The sequence below is a fragment of the Mucilaginibacter achroorhodeus genome, from assembly GCF_007846095.1.
Taxonomy (GTDB): Bacteria; Bacteroidota; Bacteroidia; order Sphingobacteriales; family Sphingobacteriaceae; genus Mucilaginibacter; species Mucilaginibacter achroorhodeus.
Map to the genome: position 1 here is coordinate 314,291 of NZ_VOEI01000004.1, position 20,735 is coordinate 335,025.

At 43.5% G+C, this 20,735-nt stretch carries 17 protein-coding genes; 16 read left to right on the forward strand and 1 reads right to left on the reverse strand.

The genetic code is table 11. The features are described 5' to 3' along the window. Positions 1-140: 140 nt before the first annotated feature. Positions 141-2,888: a TonB-dependent receptor gene (locus tag FPZ42_RS13190; RefSeq protein ID WP_146272111.1), complete on the reverse strand. Its 2,748-nt coding sequence runs from the start codon at positions 2,886-2,888 to the stop codon at positions 141-143. 209 nt (positions 2,889-3,097) lie between these two features. Here FPZ42_RS13190 and FPZ42_RS13195 point away from each other — a divergent pair, with 209 nt between their 5' ends. From FPZ42_RS13195 to FPZ42_RS13270, 16 genes are all read left to right on the forward strand, one after another. After that, positions 3,098-4,177: a fatty acid desaturase gene (locus tag FPZ42_RS13195; RefSeq protein WP_146272112.1), complete on the forward strand. Its 1,080-nt coding sequence runs from the start codon at positions 3,098-3,100 to the stop codon at positions 4,175-4,177. 135 nt (positions 4,178-4,312) lie between these two features. After that, complete coding sequence (locus tag FPZ42_RS13200; RefSeq protein WP_146272113.1) at positions 4,313-5,848, forward strand: TolB family protein; 1,536 nt, start codon at positions 4,313-4,315, stop codon at positions 5,846-5,848. A 23-nt stretch (positions 5,849-5,871) separates the two neighbouring features. Then, on the forward strand, positions 5,872-6,786 hold the full coding sequence (locus tag FPZ42_RS13205) for a TIM barrel protein (protein ID WP_146272114.1): 915 nt from the start codon (positions 5,872-5,874) through the stop codon (positions 6,784-6,786). A gap of 74 nt (positions 6,787-6,860) precedes the next feature. Beyond that, entirely contained in the window at positions 6,861-7,415 is a 555-nt protein-coding gene (locus tag FPZ42_RS13210) for a gluconate 2-dehydrogenase subunit 3 family protein (RefSeq protein ID WP_146272115.1), read from the forward strand. 2 nt (positions 7,416-7,417) lie between these two features. Beyond that, the gene (locus FPZ42_RS13215) at positions 7,418-9,136 is read left to right on the forward strand and encodes a GMC oxidoreductase (RefSeq protein ID WP_146272116.1); all 1,719 of its coding nucleotides are present in this window, start codon (positions 7,418-7,420) and stop codon (positions 9,134-9,136) included. 185 nt (positions 9,137-9,321) lie between these two features. Further along, positions 9,322-11,001, forward strand: a complete 1,680-nt coding sequence (locus tag FPZ42_RS13220) for a GMC oxidoreductase (RefSeq protein ID WP_146272117.1) — start codon at positions 9,322-9,324, stop codon at positions 10,999-11,001. A 24-nt stretch (positions 11,002-11,025) separates the two neighbouring features. Then, complete coding sequence (locus FPZ42_RS13225; RefSeq protein WP_146272118.1) at positions 11,026-12,456, forward strand: Gfo/Idh/MocA family protein; 1,431 nt, start codon at positions 11,026-11,028, stop codon at positions 12,454-12,456. A 45-nt stretch (positions 12,457-12,501) separates the two neighbouring features. Further along, entirely contained in the window at positions 12,502-13,074 is a 573-nt protein-coding gene (locus FPZ42_RS13230; protein ID WP_146272119.1) for a gluconate 2-dehydrogenase subunit 3 family protein, read from the forward strand. A gap of 123 nt (positions 13,075-13,197) precedes the next feature. Next, the gene (locus FPZ42_RS13235; protein ID WP_219124656.1) at positions 13,198-14,364 is read left to right on the forward strand and encodes a Gfo/Idh/MocA family protein; all 1,167 of its coding nucleotides are present in this window, start codon (positions 13,198-13,200) and stop codon (positions 14,362-14,364) included. 4 nt (positions 14,365-14,368) lie between these two features. Then, the gene (locus tag FPZ42_RS13240) at positions 14,369-15,421 is read left to right on the forward strand and encodes a sugar phosphate isomerase/epimerase family protein (RefSeq protein ID WP_146272120.1); all 1,053 of its coding nucleotides are present in this window, start codon (positions 14,369-14,371) and stop codon (positions 15,419-15,421) included. Positions 15,422-15,452: 31 nt separating this feature from the next. Beyond that, positions 15,453-15,890, forward strand: coding sequence for a c-type cytochrome (locus FPZ42_RS19280; RefSeq protein WP_219124658.1), 438 nt, complete (start codon positions 15,453-15,455; stop codon positions 15,888-15,890). Between the two features lie 40 nt (positions 15,891-15,930). Beyond that, the gene (locus FPZ42_RS13250) at positions 15,931-17,184 is read left to right on the forward strand and encodes a nucleoside permease (protein WP_146272121.1); all 1,254 of its coding nucleotides are present in this window, start codon (positions 15,931-15,933) and stop codon (positions 17,182-17,184) included. Positions 17,185-17,188: 4 nt separating this feature from the next. Continuing rightward, complete coding sequence (locus FPZ42_RS13255; protein ID WP_146272122.1) at positions 17,189-18,073, forward strand: hydroxypyruvate isomerase family protein; 885 nt, start codon at positions 17,189-17,191, stop codon at positions 18,071-18,073. 54 nt (positions 18,074-18,127) lie between these two features. Next, the gene (locus tag FPZ42_RS13260) at positions 18,128-19,006 is read left to right on the forward strand and encodes a sugar phosphate isomerase/epimerase family protein (protein WP_146272123.1); all 879 of its coding nucleotides are present in this window, start codon (positions 18,128-18,130) and stop codon (positions 19,004-19,006) included. A 20-nt stretch (positions 19,007-19,026) separates the two neighbouring features. Further along, on the forward strand, positions 19,027-19,797 hold the full coding sequence (locus tag FPZ42_RS13265; protein WP_146272124.1) for a 3-keto-disaccharide hydrolase: 771 nt from the start codon (positions 19,027-19,029) through the stop codon (positions 19,795-19,797). A 130-nt stretch (positions 19,798-19,927) separates the two neighbouring features. Next, positions 19,928-20,725: an NIPSNAP family protein gene (locus FPZ42_RS13270; protein ID WP_146272125.1), complete on the forward strand. Its 798-nt coding sequence runs from the start codon at positions 19,928-19,930 to the stop codon at positions 20,723-20,725. Positions 20,726-20,735: the final 10 nt, after the last annotated feature.

Consider the following 20,735-nt stretch of genomic DNA (forward strand, 5'->3'; position numbering starts at 1 on the left):
AAATTTTAGATAACGCATTTAGGCTATATTTATTTAATTAACCGCGCAGGAGGTATTTATGTTTTTTAGCGGTGTTGTAAATTTATAAGCTTCTTAGAGATATATGGTGATGCAAACAAATTTTGTTCGACGGTTACCGATCAACCTCTGTTTCGTCCGCGACGCCCGCCACCAAAATTACCCCTGCCGCCTTGTCTGCCTGCAAATTTTTGCAATCGCATGGTGAAAGATAACATAAAATATCTGCCTAAACGATTGCTCCTGGTATCGATGATCTGGTTGCCTGATACCACCCTCGATACGCCCGTGTTTTGGTTAAACAGGTCAAACGCCTGGAAACGCAACACGGCCAAGTGATTTTTTAGGAACTGATACTCCACATATGTACTAAGCAGGGTAGGGTTGGCTTTAACTGTAGCGCTGAACCCTTTGTTGATGGTTTGTGTTAAATTGTAGCCTAATACAAAATCGTTCAAGAAATAGTTACGCCCGTCAAGACCCAATGCCCAGGTTTTAGCGTCGGTATTAATCGATGAGGGTAAACTGTACCTTGTGGAGTTGATGCTGTAGTTTCCGCTTACCTCGGTATCCATCAGGCTGTCAATGTCTATCCGAAGTTTCGCCCCCTGATTAAAGACCCAATTCTTACCCTCATTACGCTGGTCTTCAATAAAGTTAATATTGTTATTAAAACTTGCTCCACCGTTTAATGTAGCGGTAAATTTTCTGTTGGCAAACGGTTTTGAGAATGAATAATTACCATTTGCACTGTAATAACCGCTGGTATTTAAGTATCGGGTCTCTTGTACAAAACGAGTGGCATCAATACCGATACCTGTTATAGGCTGCGTGTTGGTCACTATCTTGTTTTGTGTTTTGTTGAACGAGAGATTAGCGAATAAAGCATCACCGCTTGCTATATCAAATTGATTATATCGCAACGCGATGTTGTTGCTAAACTCCGGCTTAAGATTGGGGTTACCGTAGACCCGGTTCTGCGGATTTGAAAAATCGGGCTGCAGTTGCAATTGCGTAAAACTTGGCTGGTTGTTACTTCCGGAGTAGTTAATGGAAAGCGTGTGGTTACGTTTGAAATTGTAAATAAACCTTGCGGTAGGTATTAAATTAAAGGTGTTGGTTGTAGTAGTGAAATTATGTGACTCGCCCGTAAGTGTAGCAGGCTGTACCGCCATCCCAATAGTGTAGTTATACTTGGTTTTTACGCCACGTAAATTAAGCCCAAATTTATTGGTAGTAAATTGGTAATTGTAAAGTGTACTTAAACTATCTACATAAGTTTGCGTACCGGTTTGCGGATCTATGCGATAATTATAGCGGTTATTATCTGTATTGTTGCGGCTAAAAGCATAATTGCCTTCTAAAAAAGTAGTTTTACCCAACGGCTCAATGTAGCTTAAATTAACACCCACCCTTGAGCTTTGATTATCAGTATTTATCTGCTGGAACAACGGTGTTACAATAGTATCCTGCCTGGTGGTATACTGGTCATTAAGGCCCTGGTCTGTTTTAGAAAAACTTAAACTGGTGTTGATGCTGAAGTTGCGGCCCTTCTTTTTAAACTTGTGATTATACAAAACGCTAACACCGCCATTGGGCGATTTAGCGTTGGTAAGTGCGAGTTCGTTACCGTTTATTACCCGGCCATTACGGGTGTTGGTAAATACATCGGTAGTATTATCGTTAGAGCTGCTGTACGAGAAATTTGGGTTTATCTTCAAGTAGTTGACTGTATCAATCCGATATTCGATATTGAAATCAAACCTGTGGTTAACGGTGTTGTTGCGGCCAATAGTGTTATCATCGTTTAACAAGGCACCACTCTGAAAAAGGTTTTGCGTTTGCGAAGTGTTGGTGATCAGCCTGTCGCGGTCAGAAAAACTGTAGCTACCATAAGCGGTAACTTTTTTGCCCCACTCATCGCGGTAATTAAAGCCTAAAGAGCGGTTTGTAGTAACACCGTTTGCTGTGCTAACGCCGCCTGAAGAACCGCCGCCGCCTGCACGACCACCGCTGCCGCCCTGCGCACCTAAATTAAATGAATTGGTATTGGTGTTATTCCAGGTACCAATTACCGATACCTGTCGATCTTCCTTAAAAGCGTTGGCTGATAATCGGGCAAGATAGCGGTCATCATTACCCGCACCAACCGTGGCCTGGCCAAACTTGCCGGTTCGCTTGCCTTTTTGGATAGTGATGTTCAATATTTTATCAGGGTCTCCTGTTTTAATGCCGGTTAAATTGGCCTGGTCACCGTAATCATCAATAACCTGTATGTTCTCAACAATATTGGCAGGCAGGTTTTGCGTTGCCGTTTGCACATCTCCACTAAAATAATCTTTACCGTTTACCCGTACTTTGGTTACTTGCTTGCCATGCGCCGTCACATTTCCATCTTTATCTACTGAAACGCCGGGCAATTTTTTCAAAACATCCTCAACCGGCGAACCTTCACGTACCTTATAAGCCGACGCTTTGTATTCAACTGTATCTTCTTTGATGGTGATCGGGTTTACAGCTACAATATTAACCGCCTGCAAAAAGTTAAGCTGTACTTTAAGTTTGATGGGGTCCAACACCACCGGTCCTGTAGCGTTATCCATTACATACTTACGGGTAATTGTTTGATAACCAATTCCACTAATAGTTACACTGAAGTTTTTGCTGCCAACCGTAGGGAAATTAAATTTGCCATTTACATCACTTACCGTCGCTACGCTGTCTTTACCTGCTTTTAACTTAACAGTGACACCGGGTACTGCACCCAAACTATCTATAACGCCACCCATCACTGCACGCGGAACTTCCTTCTGGGCAAAGGTTTTTGTAGTAATAAAACATATTGCCAACAGCAGTAGGTATTTGAACATAGTAATAATTGTAGGTTTTGATTTTACATGACATAATAGATTTGCGGAAGTTTAACAGATCGCGCAATGTCATACAATTGTTGCAATTAGGTAGACATTTTTATGACAATTTAATTATTTATTAAAAATTTTAAAGCTATTTGAAAACTAAACCATATCTTCCATCCGTATATCCCTACAACCCCAATTAATTAACTAATCCCAATTTAATGGCTTTTATACATGATGTGCTCGAAGCACCATCTTACGGTTGGAAAAACGCTGATGGCGAATTGTCAAAACCCACTCAGAAACAACTCCTCCGGGAATTTTTATCGCGGATAAACATTTTTAAGGATAAAAAAAATTGGTTGTCGTTCACCGCGTGGATGATGGTTGTCGCATTATCACCTTTTTTATACTTCTTCATATTCGAGTATTTTAGTGTATCCAGATTGATCATTGCTTTTGTATACAGCATGATGGTGATGGGTACACATGGCACCATTTGGTACCACCGGTACTGTACGCATGGCGCTTATAAATTTCGCAACAATTTCTGGCGTTTTGTTACGCAAAACTTAACGCTTAAGATTATTCCTGAGGAGATCTATGCCATTTCTCACCATGTGCATCACGCCCTTTCAGATACTCCCGGTGATCCTTATAACGCACAAGGTGGTTTTTTATATTGCTTTCTGGCTGATGCAAATCACCAACCCGTAAATCGCAACCTTACAGAGAAGCATTTTGAGCGTTGTATCAAATTAATGAAACACACCGGTGTAACAACCAATACCTACAAGCAGTACCAAAAATGGGGCTCTATAGCTAATCCGCTACATATGATAGTTGGCGTAATAGCCAATTGGGCATTTTGGTTTGCAGTGTTTTATTTGTTAGGAGGTATCGGTTTGGTTTGTGCGATATTTGGTGCAGCAGGTGTTTGGGCAGTAGGTGTACGTACATTTAATTACGAAGGCCACGGCAAAGGCGATGATAAACGCCGCGAAGGTGTAGACTATAACACGAAGGATATGTCTATTAACCAGGTATGGCCTGGTATTGTAGCTGGCGAATGGCACAATAACCATCATTTATACCCTAAGAGCGCACGTTCTGGTTTCAAACCGTACCAGGTAGATAGCGCGTGGTATTATATTAAATTTATGAGCCTTATAGGCGCTGTAACTCATTACCATGATGCTAAGGCCCAATTTTATAAAGATTATGTCAGGCCTGATATAAAGGCTATTGTTGAGCCTGCTTATTGTCCCCTTACCGGTGAGAAGTTACTGCTGACTGAATAGACACATAATCTGAAATATTATACAAAAAAAGCACGCCTTTAAAGCGTGCTTTTTTTGTATAAAAATGTTTAAGCGCGCTTTTTTATCAAATGAAATGATAACTTAGTAAATCCAATTTATTAAGCCCAATAGCTAATGTCATCTTCAAAGGTTTACTTACTTGCGGTAACGCTGGTGAACATACTTGTTGCTACAAGTGTTTTTGCACAGCCGGCACCTGGTGTTTTCCAGGGAAGTACAAACGTTGGCTCGCCTAAACGTAAAGGTACTGTTGTTTATCAAACTGCCTTACAGCAATATAAAGTAAGTGGTGCGGGTGGCAATATGTGGTTTGGTAAAGATGAATTACATTTTGTTTGGAGACAGGTAAAGGGAGATTTTATCCTCAGAACAAACGCCTCATTCTTAGGCAAAGGAGCCGAAGCTCATCGTAAATTGGGTTTAATGGTTCGTAGTTCGCTTAAGCCTGCTTCCGCACATGCAAGTGCGGTAGTGCATGGCGATGGTCTCACCTCACTTCAGTATCGAAAATTAGAAGGCGATAGCACCCGCGAACAGAAACTAACGGTGACTGGCGCAGATGTTATACAATTAGAGAGGAGGGGCAACACCTACACCATGTCGGCCACCCGTAACGGCAATGTATTTGGTTCCGATGAAAAGGTTGAACTTAACCTTGGCGATGAGGTTTATGTGGGGCTGTTTGTATGCTCGCATAATGCAAACGTAACAGAAACGGCAATTTTTAATAATGTGAGAATTGTTAAGCCGGCACCGGCTGATGTGGTGGCATACAAGCAATATCTGGGCAGCAACATCGAGGTCTTGGATCTCAATACCAAAAATAGCCGCGTGGTTTATCAATCGCCAAAATCGCTGCAGGCACCTAACTGGACAGTAGATGACAAGTCGCTAATTTATAACAGTGAGGGCACGCTTTATAAATTTGATATTGCAACAAGTACACCCAGGTCGCTGAACACCGATCCTGCAAAAAATAACAACAACGATCATGTGCTATCTTTCGATGGGAAGTGGTTAACCATCAGTAGTAACGATGATGGCCCATCAATAGGCTACGTGGTACCCGCTAACGGGGGCAAGGCCCGCCGAGTAACACAGTTGGGTAAGGGAGCATCATACATGCACGGATGGTCGCCCGATGGTAAATACCTGGTTTTTTGTGGCGAACGTAATAAAGAATTTGACGTGTACCGCATACCTGTTACCGGCGGCACAGAAGAGCGGCTCACCACCACACCGGGCCTGGACGATGGCCCCGAGTATACTCCGGACGGCAAATACATTTATTTTAACTCGGTGCGAAACGGCCTGATGCAGATATGGCGAATGAAAGCTGATGGCTCAGAGCAAACACAGATAACGAATGACGATTACAATAACTGGTTCCCGCATGTTTCGCCAGACGGGAAATGGATCGTATTCATTACCTTCCTTAAAAATGAAGTTGCACCCGGCGACCATCCATTTTACAAACACGTTTACATCCGTAAAATGCCTGTAAGTGGTGGCCCGGTTACAGTGATGGCCTATTTGTACGGTGGGCAGGGCACCATCAATACGCCTTCCTGGTCTCCCGATAGCAAGCGGATAGCTTTTGTAAGCAATACCGATCTGCTGTTCCCGGTTTATCCCATCAGTAAAAATTGAACAATCAACTAATCTCTAATAACATGACATCATCCAGAAGGACTTTCTTAAAAAACAGCGCCGTAGCCGTAGCAGCAACAGCGCTGATGCCGAAAAACCTTTTTGCCGAACCCGCAAAAATGCAGCGCGTAGGTTTACAGCTTTATTCTGTTCGCGATGCAATGAGTAAAGACCCGCTGCCAACGTTAAAAAAACTGGCGGATATGGGTTACACGCAAGTGGAACATGCCAATTACATAGATCGTAAGTTTTACGGCTGGAGTGCCAAGGATTTTAAAAAAGTGCTGGACGATCTTGGCCTGCAAATGCCAAGCGGCCACACGGTAATGTTGCCGAGCCACTGGGATCCTGCTACCAATGATTTTACCGATGCGTGGAAAGCAACTGTTGAAGATGCAGCCTACATGGGCCAAAAGTTTGTGATAAGCCCATGGATGGACGAGAAGGTAAGGCATGATACAGATTTGTTAAAACGTACCATGGATCAGTTTAACAAAAGCGGTGAACTGTGCCAGAAGTACAACATGAAGTTTGGTTATCATAATCATGATTTTGAGTTTACCACCATGGTAGGTGATATACGCTTGTTCGATTACATTATGCAAAACACCGATCCGGATAAGGTTTCGCAACAATTAGATATTGGTAACATGTATGGCCGTGAGAATAATGCAATCTCCCTGCTTCAAAAATATCCCGGCCGCTTCGTTTCTATGCACGTTAAGGACGAGATCAAAAGCGCTACCAAAACAGAAGGAACAGGTTATGAAAGCACCATTTTAGGTAAGGGCGTATTACCGGTAAAGGAAACTTTGAAGGTAGCCAAAAACATAGGCGGAACGGTTTATCTGATCATTGAGCAGGAGAGCTATCAGGGTATCGATCCGTTAGAGTGTGTAAAAATTGATTTACAAACCATGAAAAAATGGGGATATTAAGGAGTAAACGCTACCTTAAAGCCCTGAAACCATATCAGTCACAATTATAAACGCTAATTACATTGAACTTAGATATGAACCGGCGCGCGGCTATCCGTAATATGGCTCTGATATTAGGAGGTGCCATTGTATTGCCATCATGTTTGCATGATGACAAAGGGAAAGCGATAGTTGAACTCGAACGCCTTAAAATAGATGCTGAGCAGGAAAAGCTGGTTAACAGCCTTACCCAAACCATTTTACCAAAAACAGATACCCCCGGCGCTGCCGAATTGGGCATTAACCTGTTTGTATTTAAAATGATGGATGATTGCGCAAGCAAAGAGCAGCAGGCAGATTTTATAACAGGCCTTAAAACCTTTGCTGATGAGGCTAAAAACCAAATGAACAAAGCTTTCGCCGATGGTACCGACCAGGAGCGCACTGCTTTTGTACAATCGGTTGAAAAGCAAAGCACAGACAAAAACTTTAAGGACGATGGCAAACTGATGGCCTTTTATCAAATGGTAAAGGGGCAAACCATATTTGGCTACACCACCTCAAAGTTTTTTATGACCAAGCAAGTGGTTTATGAACTGGTACCCGGCAGGTACAACGCAATGTACCCTGCAAGCAAAGCAACAGCATAGTAATGGCAAACTTAAATATAGATAGCATAAAAGAGCGTACGTTCGATGCCATTGTTATAGGCTCGGGTATGAGCGGTGGCTGGGCTGCCAAAGAGTTTACCGGCAAAGGACTTAAAGCCCTGGTTTTAGAGCGTGGCCGCGATGTTAAACACTTAAAAGATTATCCAACCACTAACCTTTACCCATGGGAGTTTCCACACCATGGGGTGGTGCCAGACGCGGTACAGAAGGCTAACCCCATTGTTAACCGTTGTTATGCTTTTGGCGAGGACGCTATGCATTTTTTTGTTAAGGATGCCGAGCACCCTTATGTGCAGGAAAAACCCTTCGATTGGATCCGCGGGTATCAAACCGGTGGTAAATCATTATTATGGGCACGCCAAACCCAGCGCTGGAGTGATTTTGACTTTGAAGGCCCTGAGCGTGATGGTTTCGCAGTAGACTGGCCTATCCGATACGCGGATATTGCGCCATGGTACAGCTACGTAGAAAAGTTTGCAGGTATATCAGGTAACCGCGATGGCCTGGCAGAATTACCTGACGGTGAATTTTTACCGGCTTTTCCATTAAATGCTGTTGAAACCTATTTTAGCAATCACCTTAAAAAGAACTACAAAGGCAGGCACGTAATAAGTGCACGATGTGCGCATTTATCAAAACCCAACCAGATCCACTTGGATCAGGGTCGTGGTCAATGCCAGGAGCGTACACTTTGTCAGCGCGGTTGCCCGTTCGGTGGCTATTTTAGTGCCAATTCATCAACCATACCCTGGGCATTAAAAACAGGCTTGTGTACGTTAAGGCCACATTCTGTTGTTGAGTCTATCATTTATGATGATAAGAAAGGCAAAGCTACGGGTGTGCGCGTTATTGATGCGCAAACCAAAGAAGCCATAGAATATTACGCACCGGTAATATTTGTAAATGCCGCAGCATTAAACAGTAACCTGATACTGCTTAACTCCAGATCAAGCCGTTTCCCTAACGGTTTGGGAAATGACAGCGGTACGCTGGGTAAATATGTAGCATTCCATAACTATTCGGCACACATTAATGCAGAATATGATGGTGCCAAGGAATGGACCACAGATGGTCGTAACCCGGCTGGTGGTGGCTATATTCCACGCTTCAGAAATCTGCATAAACAAGAAACAAATTATCTCCGAGGTTATGCGGCCGGCTTATATGCTTACCGCGGCCGCATGCAAAGCGGTGAAGGCATAGGTGAGGACTTAAAGAAAAATCTGGTTAACAAAGAACTTGGCGGCTGGCAGGTTGGTTCGCACATGATGGGTGAGACCATCCCTAAAGAAAGTAATTACGTTGCGTTAGATAAAAGCCTTAAAGATCCGTGGGGAATCCCGCAATTGAAGATCTCGGTAGATTACGACGACAACGACGAAAAAATGAAGAAGGACTACATCGAGCAGATGACAGAAATGTTTACCTCGGCAGGGTTCAAAAATATAAGACCCGGGACTGATCATCGCGCGCCTGGTTTAGATATCCACGAAATGGGAGGGGTACGTATGGGTAAAGACCCTAAAACGTCAATGCTTGATAAATGGCATCGTTTGCATGCTTGCCCTAACGTATACGTAACAGATGGTGCCAGCATGACCTCAACATCATGCCAAAATCCGTCTCTTACTTATATGGCTTTTACCGCACGCGCAGTAGACCATGCAGTAGGAGAGATGAAGAAGGGAAATCTTTCTTAGTCAGCAGTTGCCAGCAGGCAATTTACAGGGTTAAAATGACTGCTGCAAACTGCAAACCAAAAACTACTAACTAACAGATGCAATGTGTGAAAAAAACACAATGGATAATGCTTGTAAAATTAATTTTATTCATACATTAGGCGAGACAACCAATTGTTAAAACTAAAATAAACGCTATACTTATTATGTCTAATAACACTTATGACGCGATAGTCATTGGTTCAGGTATCTCAGGCGGCTGGGCCGCCAAGGAACTGACTGAGAAGGGTTTAAAAACCATCATGTTGGAGCGTGGTAAAAACATAGAACACATTAAAGACTATGTTAATGCCAATAAGGCACCATGGGAATTTGAACACCGTGGCGGTCGCACGCAAAAAATGATAGAGGATTATCCCGTACTAAAACGCGATTACCCTCTGAATGAAACCAACCTTGACTATTGGACCAACGAAAAAGAAAGCCCGTATGTTGAAATTAAGCGTTTCGACTGGTTCCGTGGCTATCACGTAGGTGGTCGTTCGTTAATGTGGGGCAGGCAATCATACCGCTGGCACGATACCGACTTTGAAGCAAACGCAAAAGATGGTATCGGTACAGACTGGCCTATCCGTTACAAAGACCTGCATGACTGGTATGGTTACGCAGAGCGCTTTGCCGGTATCTCTGGTAATAAAGATGGCGTTCCAATTCTGCCGGATGGTGATTTTATGCCGCCAATGGAGATGAATGTTATTGAGAAAGACGTTCAAAAACGTTTCAAGGATTTTTATAAAGATGCAAGGCACTTCATCATTGGCCGTACAGCCAATATCACCGTGCCGCATAACAATCGTACAAATTGCCAGTACCGTAACAAATGCTGGTTAGGTTGTCCGTTTGGTGCGTACTTCAGCACGCAATCTGCTACTTTACCTGCAGCTATGGCAACCGGTAACTTAACCGTTCGCCCGTGGTCAATCGTAACTAAGATACTTTACGATAAAGACACCAAAAAAGCTAAAGGTGTTGAGATATTGGATGCTGAAACCAATAAAACTTACCAATATTTCGCTAAGATCGTTTTCGTTAACGCATCTGCACTAAACAGTGCATGGGTGTTAATGAACTCTGCTACCGATGTTTGGGAAGGTGGTTTGGGCAGCAGCAGCGGCCAGCTTGGTCACAACCTGATGGATCACCACTTAGGTGTTGGTGCGGGTGGCCGTATCGAAGGCTTTGAAGACAAATACTACTTTGGCCGTCGTGCTAATGGTATCTATATCCCTCGGTACCGTAACTTAAACGGCGAGAAACGCGATTATATCCGCGGATTTGGTTACCAGGGTGGCGGCAGTCGCCAAAACTGGAGCCGCGACATTGCAGAGCTCAATATTGGTGGTGCATTTAAAGATGCATTATCAGAACCAGGCAGCTGGAACTTTGGTATGGGTGGTTTCGGTGAAACGCTTCCTTATCACGAGAACCGCGTATTCCTGGATAAAGAGAAAAAGGACAAGTGGGGTTTACCTGTATTGGCAATTGACGCTGAGTGTAAGGATAACGAGCGCAAAATGCGCATCGATATGATGAACGATGCGAAAGAGATGCTTGAGAACGCAGGTGTTAAAGACGTACAGACTTATACAACTGAGCCGGTATTAGGCCGTGGTATCCACGAAATGGGTACCGCACGTATGGGCCGCGATCCAAAATCATCGGTTCTTAACGAATGGAACCAGGTTTGGGATGCCAAGAACGTGTTTGTTACAGATGGTGCTGCAATGGCATCAGCTGCTTGCCAAAACCCATCGCTTACCTACATGGCACTTACAGCACGCGCTGCAAACCATGCCGTTGAAGAGCTTAAAAAGGGTAATATTTAATACAGTATTGAAATTCGACTACCAATGACTGAAAAAAAAGAAACAACTACGAACAGCGCCTCGAGAAGGGATTTTCTTAAATCCACATCAGTGGCTGCTGCCGGTTTAATGATCGTACCACGCCACGTGCTGGGCGGCAAAGGCTTTACCGCACCAAGCGATATGCTCAATGTTGCCGGTATTGGTGCTGGCGGTAAAGGTGAAAGTGACATTGCTAACTTTGCAAAAAGCGGTAAAGCAAATATTGCTTATCTGTGTGACGTCGACGACCGTCAGGCTGCAAAGTCAAGGGCTTCGTTCCCTAAAGCCAAATACGTTAAAGACTGGCGCGAGCTTTTAGAAAAAGATCATAAGAATTTCGATGCTGTATCAGTATCTACCCCAGATCATAACCACGCTATCATAGCATACCATGCCATGCAACTGGGTAAACACGTTTATGTGCAAAAACCACTAACGCATGATATCTGGGAAGCACGTTTGCTGACCGAGGCTGCTAAAAAATTTAAGGTAGTTACCCAAATGGGTAACCAGGGTGCTTCAAACGATGGTACCCGCTTAATGGCAGAGTGGTATGATGCAGGCCTTATTGGTGATGTAGATACTATTTACTGCTGGACAAACCGCCCGGTATGGCCACAAGGTATTAAATGGCCTGATCCAAGTCAGAACATCCCTAAAGAGCTTGACTGGAATCTTTGGTTAGGTACTGCACCTCACAAAGATTATGTCGAGAAATTGGTTCCGTTCAACTGGCGCGGCTGGTGGGATTACGGCACAGGTGCATTAGGCGATATGGGTTGCCACCTTGTTGAAGCTCCGTTCCGCGTATTGGGTTTACAATATGTTAAAGACGTACAAGCCAGCGTGGGTAGCGTCTATGTAGATTCGTTTAGAAAAGGTAGCTTCCCTGAGAGCTGCCCGCCATCAAGCCACATTACGTTAACCTTCCCTAAAACTGCCAAAACCAAAGGTGATGTTACGCTTCACTGGATGGACGGCGGTATACAGCCGGAGCGACCTGACGAGCTTGGCCCTAACGAAAAATGGGGTGGCGAAGAAGGTAACGGTACCTTGTTCATTGGTAGTAAAGGTAAAATGTACGCAAGCACTTATTCTGATGCGGCTACCCTGCTACCAAAAGAACGCACCAAGGATGCGAAAGCGCCTCAGAAATACAAACGTGTTCCTGGTGGTGCAAATGGTCACTATGCACAGTGGGTAGAGGCAGCTATAGCCGGTTATGGTAAAATGGAAGTAAGTTCTCCATTTGAAGTTGCAGGCCCGCTTACCGAGGCTTTGCTGATGGCTAACCTTGCGGTTCGTGGTCATGACCTTAAAGGTGGCGCGTTCAAATACACATGGGATAACAAAGCCATGAAGGTTACCAACTTTGACGATGTTAACCAGTACGTTAAACGCCAGTACCCTGCGGGTTTTGAGCTAAAAGCGTAATAATTAATACAATTAAAAACATTAACTCATTAATTCTATAAAACAATGGATAGAAGAGACGCGATAAGCAGAGTGGGTTTGATACTGGGCGGTGCCGTTATCGGAGCCGAGTTCTTCGTGTCAGGCTGTAAGTCAGGCGGATCGGTAAATACCGACGACCTGTTTAATGCAGATACTACGGCCTACATGGATGAAATAGCAGAAACCATTTTGCCTGAAACCTCAACCCCGGGTGCTAAAGCAGCAAAAGTGGGTGCATTTATGGCCGTTATGGTACGCGATTGTTATACCGATGACGACCAAAAGATCTTCAAAAAAGGTTTAAAAGACCTTAATGATGCATCAAGCAAAAAGTACAACAAAAGCTTCATGGAGGCCGATGCAAAACAACGTACAGAATTGCTTACCCAGTTAGACAAAGAGGCTAAGGATTACAACAAAAATAAAAAGCCTGAAGATCCTAACCATTACTTCAGCATGATCAAACAGCTTACACTGTTGGGTTACTTTACCTCAGAGCCGGGCGCAACAAAGGCGCTTAGATATGTACCTGTACCGGGCAAATACATTGGCGATTATCCATACAAAAAAGGTGATAAGGCCTGGGCTTTATCATAAAAAATACGTTTACATTTGAACATCAACCGCTCCGTAAAAAATACGGAGCGGTTTTTACACATTTATCTAATCTTAAAACAAAGGTAAATCCGGGCTTGTTCCGATTTATACTTTACAGCTATTATGAGTAACAGAAAATTACGCATGGGCATGATAGGCGGTGGCAAGGATGCATTTATAGGTGCTATCCACCGTATAGCTGCCAACATGGATGGTCAGGTTGAGCTGGTTTGTGGTGCCTTAAGTATGCACCCAGATGTTGCGCAGGAAAGTGGCCGTATGCTTTTTTTACCCGAAGAACGCACTTATAACACTTACGATGAAATGTTCAAAGCCGAAGCACAACGCCCGGCCGATGATCGTATGGATTTTGTAACCATTGTTACGCCAAACTTTGCACACTTTGCTCCGGCAATGCAGGCTTTAGAAAATGGCTTTAACGTGGTGATCGAAAAACCTATCACTTTTACGCTTGAGGAAGCTAAACAACTTAAAGCAAAAGTAGAGGAAACAGGATTGATGCTATTGCTTACCCACACCTATGCCGGATACCCGATGGTGAAGGAAGCCCGCGAAATTGTAAAAAGCGGCGCTTTAGGTAAAGTAAGAAAAATATATGTTGAGTATTTGCAAGGCTGGTTAAGCCGCCTTTCAGAACGTGAAGGTAACGCCCAGGCTTCGTGGCGCACCGACCCATCTAAATCTGGTAAAGCCGGCGCAATGGGTGATATTGGTACACACGCAGCTCACCTGGCAGAGTTTATTTCCGGCCAAAAGATCAGTGAACTTAGTGCAGCACTAAACATCGTGGTTGATGGCCGTATGCTTGATGATGACGGCGCAGTGTTGCTTCGTTTTGACGGGGGCGCTACAGGCACACTTACTGCATCTCAAATTGCAGCAGGTGAGGAAAACGCTTTAAAGATCCGTGTGTACGGAGAAAATGGCGGCCTTGAGTGGAACCAGATGGAGCCAAACACATTAATTGTTAGATGGCTGGATAAACCTGCTGAAATATTACGTGCAGGTGCCGGTTACACTGGTCATTTATCAGCTTCGGCTACTTCAAACTGCCGTACTCCCGGAGGTCATCCGGAAGGATACCTTGAAGCATTTGGTAACCTTTATCGCAACTTCGCTTCGGCGCTAAGCGCTAAGATAGAAGGCCGCCAAGTTCCTGAGTGGATCGATTTCCCATCTGTAGATGATGGTATCCGCGGTATGGCATTTATAAATAATGTGGTTGCCTCAAACGAGAGCAACGAAAAATGGACCAAATACACAATCTAAAGGCATGAATACCATTAAAGGACCGGCTATTTTCTTAGCCCAGTTTATTGGTGATACCGCACCTTTTAATGATCTGAAATCTATTTGCCGATGGGCTGCCGGATTGGGTTACAAAGGTGTACAATTGCCAACAAACGACCTTCGTTTTATAGATGTACAAAAAGCGGCAGATAGTAAAACTTATGCCGACGAGATAAAAGGCATTGTTGCAGAAGCCGGCTTGGAGATAACCGAGCTTTCTACGCACTTGCAAGGACAGTTGGTAGCCGTTAATCCGGCTTACGACACGCTGTTCGATGCATTTGCACCCGATGCTTACAAAAACAATCCTGCTAAAAGGCAGGAGTGGGCGGTATCGCAGGTTAAGGCTGCCGCAAAGGCTTCACAAAACCTGGGCTTAAATGCATCAGTAACCTTTAGTGGCGCATTAATATGGCATATGGTTTACCCTTGGCCGCAACGCCCGGCAGGATTGGTAGAGACAGCCTTTGCTGAGCTTGCTAAACGTTGGGAACCTATCCTTAATTATTACGATGAGCATGGAATCGATCTTTGCTACGAGATACATCCCGGAGAAGACCTGCACGATGGTGTAAGCTACGAGCGTTTCTTGGAGAATGTGAATAATCACAAACGTGCCTGCTTGCTTTACGATCCATCGCACTTTGTATTGCAGGCAATGGATTACCTGGAGTATATCGATATCTACCACGAACGCATTAAAATGTTCCACGTTAAGGATGCTGAATTCAATCCTACAGGCCGTCAGGGAGTTTATGGTGGTTATTCGAACTGGGTTGAGCGTGCAGGTCGTTTCCGCTCACTTGGAGACGGACAAGTTGATTTTAAATCAGTATTCAGCAAATTAACCCAATACGATTACAAAGGATGGGCTGTTTTAGAGTGGGAGTGTGCCCTGAAACATCCCGAGGATGGTGCAAGAGAAGGTGTACAGTTTATCAAAGACCATATCATCCGGGTAACCGATAAAGCTTTCGATGATTTTGCAGCATCCGGCAGCGACGAAGCTTTTAACAAATCACTAATTGGACTATAACACATATTAACTAATAACACAAAAACGCATCATGAAAAAAGTATTCTTTATATTAGGTATCAGCGTAGCTTTCTTAACAGCTTGCGGTGGTAGCAGCAACAAACCGGCAGACACAGACAGCGCATCGTCAAGCAATAACAGCGCTGTAGCGCAACAATCAAATGCCGCTAATGACACATCGGTAAATAAAATAGGTACTGATAAAAACAGCGGTACCACAGGCAATAAAGGCGAAGAGCTTATGGCCGCTGCAGACTGTAACACCTGCCATAACGCGCAAAGCAAAGTTATTGGCCCTGCATTGGTTGATATCGCCAAAAAGTACAAAGAAAGCGACGTTGATATGCTTGCAAAAAAAGTAATATCAGGCGGTAGTGGTAACTGGGGTACAGTACCAATGACAGCGCACCCTGACCTTTCTTTAGATGATGCTAAGGCCATGGTTAAATACATTTTAACCGTAAAATAAGTACTGACTAAAACCTAACTAATTTAAACCAATACTAATTATGACCGTAACTACACGTGTTAAGTTATCAACCATGATGTTCCTGGAGTTTTTCATCTGGGGAGCATGGTTTGTAACGATGGGAACGTACCTTGGCAAAACCTTAAACGCCACGGGCGTGCAAAATGGTAATGCTTATGCAACACAATCATGGGGCGCTATTATTGCACCGTTCGTGATTGGGCTAATTGCCGACAGATTTTTTTCTGCACAAAAAGTTTTGGGTATACTGCATTTAACCGGTGCAGCACTTTTGTATTACATTACCACCCAAACAAATTTTGAGGGCTTTTTCCCAATTATTTTCGCTTATATGGTTGTGTACATGCCTACACTTGCGTTGGTTAACTCGGTATCTTTCAGGCAAATGCAAAATCCAAGTAAAGAGTTTCCGCCGATACGTGTGTTCGGTACTTTAGGTTGGATCATCGCCGGTTTGGTTATTGGATGGTTGGGCTGGGAGCAAAGCAACTCGCTTGTCCTTACCTTTAAAATGGCTGCTGCGGCATCGTTGATTTTAGGCTTATTGAGCTTTACGTTGCCTGCAACGCCGCCTGCTAAAAAAGGACAAAAAGCAAGCCTTGGTGATATATTGGGTTTAGATTCTTTAGGTTTATTAAAGAACCGGTCATACTTAACATTTTTCCTGGCATCTGTTGCTATATGTGTGCCTTTGGCATTTTACTATAATTTCACCAATCCGTTCTTAAATGAGGTTGGTATGAAAGCGGCGGCTGGTGTGCAGTCGCTGGGCCAGGTGTCAGAGTTCTTGTTTATGGCTTTGATGCCGTTGTTCTTCGTACGCCTTGGCGTTAAGAAGATGCTCGCAGTAGGTATGCTGGCATGGGTTATCCGATACATCTTCTTTGCTTACGGCAATGTAGAATCTAATTACTGGATGCTGATTGCAGGTATAGTAATGCATGGTATCTGTTATGACTTCTTCTTTGTAACGGGTCAGATTTATACTGATAACCTTGCTGGTGAGAAATTTAAAAGCGCGGCACAAGGCTTTATAACACTTGCAACTTATGGTGTGGGTATGTTAATGGGATCTTACATTTCGGGCCCGGTGGTTGACAAATACAAACTAACAGAAACATCACACAACTGGACAAGCATCTGGCTAATTCCGGCTGCTATTGCTGGGGTGGTATTCCTGCTGTTTATCATATTCTTTAAGGATACTAATCAAATACAAACCAAACCGGGTTTGGATATTGAAGAGCCGGGACTTGGCCGTGCAGATATATAATATTATGGCAGGTACAAACAGAAGAACAGCTATTAAAGGCATACTCGCCGGTACAGCTGCAATAGGGACGGGTGGTGTGTTATCGTCATACAAACCCGATAGTAAAGAACAAATGAGCGATAAACTCAAAGGCAACATTAACCATGCGGTTTGCCGCTGGTGTTATGATGGCATATCTGTTGAAGATCTTTGCAAAGCAGCTAAAGATATCGGCATAAAAGGTATTGACCTGGTTGGCCCATCTGATTGGCCAACGCTTAAAAAATATGGTCTTACTTCGTCAATGTGTAATGGGGCTGAGATTAACCTTACTGATGGTTTTGGTGATACGCAATTTCATGCACAGCTTCATAAGCAATACAGCGAAATGATACCTAAAGTGGCTGCTGCGGGATATAAAAACCTGATCTGCTTTAGCGGTAGCCGTCGCGGAAAAACAGATGAAGAAGGATGGAAAAATTGTGTTGAAGGACTTAAGCCGATGGTAAAACTGGCAGAGCAGCACGGTGTGGTTTTAGTGATGGAATTGCTGAACAGCAAAATAGATCACAAAGATTACCAGTGCGACCATACCGCTTGGGGTGCTGAACTTTGCAAACGCTTAGGATCAGAAAACTTTAAACTGCTATATGATATTTACCATATGCAGATAGATGAAGGCGATGTTATCCGCACCATTCGTCAATATCACCAGTATATTGCGCATTATCATACCGGTGGCGTTCCCGGCCGTAATGAGATAGACGAAACACAGGAATTATACTACCCGGCAATTATGCGGGCTGTGCTTGAAGTAGGCCACAAAGGCTTTGTAGCACAAGAGTTTATCCCTAAACAAAAAGACAAAATTGCATCGCTTAGAAAAGCTGTGCACATTTGCGATGTTTAAACTATTGCCGTTGTAGAGCGTCTATAACGGCAATATTACTTTTATAAATACATTATGACTACTACCAGAAGAATTTTCTTAGCGCAAGCCGGTTTGGCTGCGGCAGGCATTATGCTTGCACCAAAACTGGCTTCGGCGAAAAGCCCAAACGGCATAGGCATACAGCTTTATTCCCTGCGCGACCAATTACCTAAAGATGTTAAAGGCGTTATTGTTGCTGTAGCAAAAGCCGGATATAAAGAGGTTGAAACCTTTGGTTACTCTAAACAAAATGGCTTTTGGGGATTAACCGCAAAAGAGTTTTCCGCATTGTTGAAACAGAACGGTTTGAAAAGCCCAAGCGGTCACTATGGCCTTGATGAGTACTTTAGTACCGGTAAAATGGATGAATTTGACAGCTACATTGAAGCTGCAAAAATTTTAGGCCAGACTTACATTGTGGTGCCAAGCCTTAACGGAGACCTCATTAAAACTGCAGCCGATTTTAAATCAATTGCAGCCAAAATGAACCAAGCCGCTGCCATCTGCAAAAAACACGGTTTAAAACTGGGTTACCATAACCACAACTTTGAGTGGAAGGAAGTAGAAGGAACTACTTTTTATGACACAATATTGAAGTATACCGATCCAAAGTTGGTAGCCATGGAAATGGATATTTATTGGGTGGTTCGAGCCGGTAAAGATCCTATCGAGATATTCAAAAAACATCCTGGACGTTTTGCAATGGTGCACATCAAGGATATGGACAAATCTAATCATGATCTGAATACGGAAATAGGCACTGGCGCAATTGATTTTAAAAAGATCCTTGGTCAGGCAAAATTAGCCGGTATAAAACATTACATTGTTGAACAGGAAAACTTCACCAACATTGATCCTTATGTAAGTATTGCCAAAAGTGCATCTTACCTTAAAACCAAACTCTATTTGTAACGGCACCAATTAACTAAAAAATGAAACATAAACTGATTTTAACTGCTTTGCTTTGCGGAGGCTTTTATATGGCTAACGCGCAAAACGCAAAACCCGAGGATACTGAAAAATGGGAACCTGTACCACCGGTTGTAAAGCCTGGTAAAGTTGCAGGAGAAGCACCATCAGATGCCATTATACTTTTCAACGGCAAAACCGGGCTTTCTGAATGGGTGGACGTAGCCAGCGGAGATGCTGCCAAATGGGATGTAAAAGGTGATGTATTAACCGTTAACAAGAAATACGGCAACATCGAAACCAAAAAGAAATTTGGTAACTATCAGTTACACATAGAGTGGAAAGTACCTTCAAATATTGAAGGTACCGGCCAGGCACGTGGTAACAGCGGCGTATTCCTTGCATCAATAGGCAAAGGCGATGACGGTTACGAGTTGCAGGTATTAGATTCTTATAATAACAAAACCTACGTTAACGGTATGGCTGGCAGTATATACAAGCAATTTATCCCGTTAGCTAACCCAACAAACCCTCCGGGCACCTGGAATGTTTATGACGTGATCTGGACTGCTCCAACCTTTGACGGTGACCAATTAAAAACGCCTGCGCGTGTTACTGTTATATTCAACGGTGTTTTGGTGGAGAATAACGTTGAATTAATGGGCCCTACACAATACATCGGCAAGCCTGGTTACAGAAAACCACATGGCGATAGCCCAATTAAATTACAAGCTCACGGCGACAAAAGCGAACCGCTTAGCTTCCGTAATATTTGGGTGAGAGAAATTAAATAAGCCATTTAAGAATACGTAAAAAGCTTGCCTTAGGCAGGCTTTTTTTGTTTATGGAGCGTCGCATCAATTTACCGCTTATACGTGCCTCTGCGATGGGATTATTTGCGTAATTTAGCATAACCACAATTTTATGTATAACATTCAATCTATATCACAGCGTTTGTTGTGCTTTCTATCACTCATCGTTTTTATGGTTGTTAGCAAGCCGTCACAAGCCCAAACCATCAAAGGCGATTACTACCAGATAAAGATATATCACTATAAGTCGCCTCAGCAAGAAGCGGTACTCGATGCTTATCTGCAAAAGAGCTTTCTACCGGTGATGCACAAAAAGGGCATTAAAAATATCGGCATCTTTAAGCCTGTTGAAACAGACACTGCTGACAGGAAGATTTACATACTGGTGCCGTATGCTTCATGGAAGGATGTTGAGCCGGAAAATGTATCTGCAAGTAAACCTGCTATTTCATCGACTGATAACAATGAATACGTTACCGCAGCGTATAACAACGCACCGTACTCGCGTATCGAAACTATTTTGCTTAGTCCGTTTATTACACGCCCGCATTTGATGTTGCCCAAATTAACCGGAGAACGTTCAAAACGGGTGTATGAACTGCGCAGTTACGAAAGCCCAACAGAAGCTTACCACCATAACAAAGTAAAGATGTTCAACAGTGGCGAAACAGACATTTTTGAGCGCTTAGGCTTTAATCCGGTTTTTTACGGCAGTGTTATTGCAGGCAGTAGAATGCCTAACCTGATGTATTTAACAACATTTGATGATAAACAAAGTAGGGACGAGCATTGGAAAGCTTTTGATGCAGATGCGCAATGGAAAGGGCTGATAAGTGATGCTCAGTATAAGAACAATGTATCAAAGGCAGACATTATTTTTCTTTATCCTACCGCTTACTCCGACTATTGATAACAACAGC

Coding starts and splice junctions, on each gene's coding strand:
- FPZ42_RS13190 (WP_146272111.1), bottom strand. CDS start 2,888: ATGTTCAAATACCTACTGCTGTTGGCAATATGTTTTATTACTACAAAA.
- FPZ42_RS13195 (WP_146272112.1), top strand. CDS start 3,098: ATGGCTTTTATACATGATGTGCTCGAAGCACCATCTTACGGTTGGAAA.
- FPZ42_RS13200 (WP_146272113.1), top strand. CDS start 4,313: ATGTCATCTTCAAAGGTTTACTTACTTGCGGTAACGCTGGTGAACATA.
- FPZ42_RS13205 (WP_146272114.1), top strand. CDS start 5,872: ATGACATCATCCAGAAGGACTTTCTTAAAAAACAGCGCCGTAGCCGTA.
- FPZ42_RS13210 (WP_146272115.1), top strand. CDS start 6,861: ATGAACCGGCGCGCGGCTATCCGTAATATGGCTCTGATATTAGGAGGT.
- FPZ42_RS13215 (WP_146272116.1), top strand. CDS start 7,418: ATGGCAAACTTAAATATAGATAGCATAAAAGAGCGTACGTTCGATGCC.
- FPZ42_RS13220 (WP_146272117.1), top strand. CDS start 9,322: ATGTCTAATAACACTTATGACGCGATAGTCATTGGTTCAGGTATCTCA.
- FPZ42_RS13225 (WP_146272118.1), top strand. CDS start 11,026: ATGACTGAAAAAAAAGAAACAACTACGAACAGCGCCTCGAGAAGGGAT.
- FPZ42_RS13230 (WP_146272119.1), top strand. CDS start 12,502: ATGGATAGAAGAGACGCGATAAGCAGAGTGGGTTTGATACTGGGCGGT.
- FPZ42_RS13235 (WP_219124656.1), top strand. CDS start 13,198: ATGAGTAACAGAAAATTACGCATGGGCATGATAGGCGGTGGCAAGGAT.
- FPZ42_RS13240 (WP_146272120.1), top strand. CDS start 14,369: ATGAATACCATTAAAGGACCGGCTATTTTCTTAGCCCAGTTTATTGGT.
- FPZ42_RS19280 (WP_219124658.1), top strand. CDS start 15,453: ATGAAAAAAGTATTCTTTATATTAGGTATCAGCGTAGCTTTCTTAACA.
- FPZ42_RS13250 (WP_146272121.1), top strand. CDS start 15,931: ATGACCGTAACTACACGTGTTAAGTTATCAACCATGATGTTCCTGGAG.
- FPZ42_RS13255 (WP_146272122.1), top strand. CDS start 17,189: ATGGCAGGTACAAACAGAAGAACAGCTATTAAAGGCATACTCGCCGGT.
- FPZ42_RS13260 (WP_146272123.1), top strand. CDS start 18,128: ATGACTACTACCAGAAGAATTTTCTTAGCGCAAGCCGGTTTGGCTGCG.
- FPZ42_RS13265 (WP_146272124.1), top strand. CDS start 19,027: ATGAAACATAAACTGATTTTAACTGCTTTGCTTTGCGGAGGCTTTTAT.
- FPZ42_RS13270 (WP_146272125.1), top strand. CDS start 19,928: ATGTATAACATTCAATCTATATCACAGCGTTTGTTGTGCTTTCTATCA.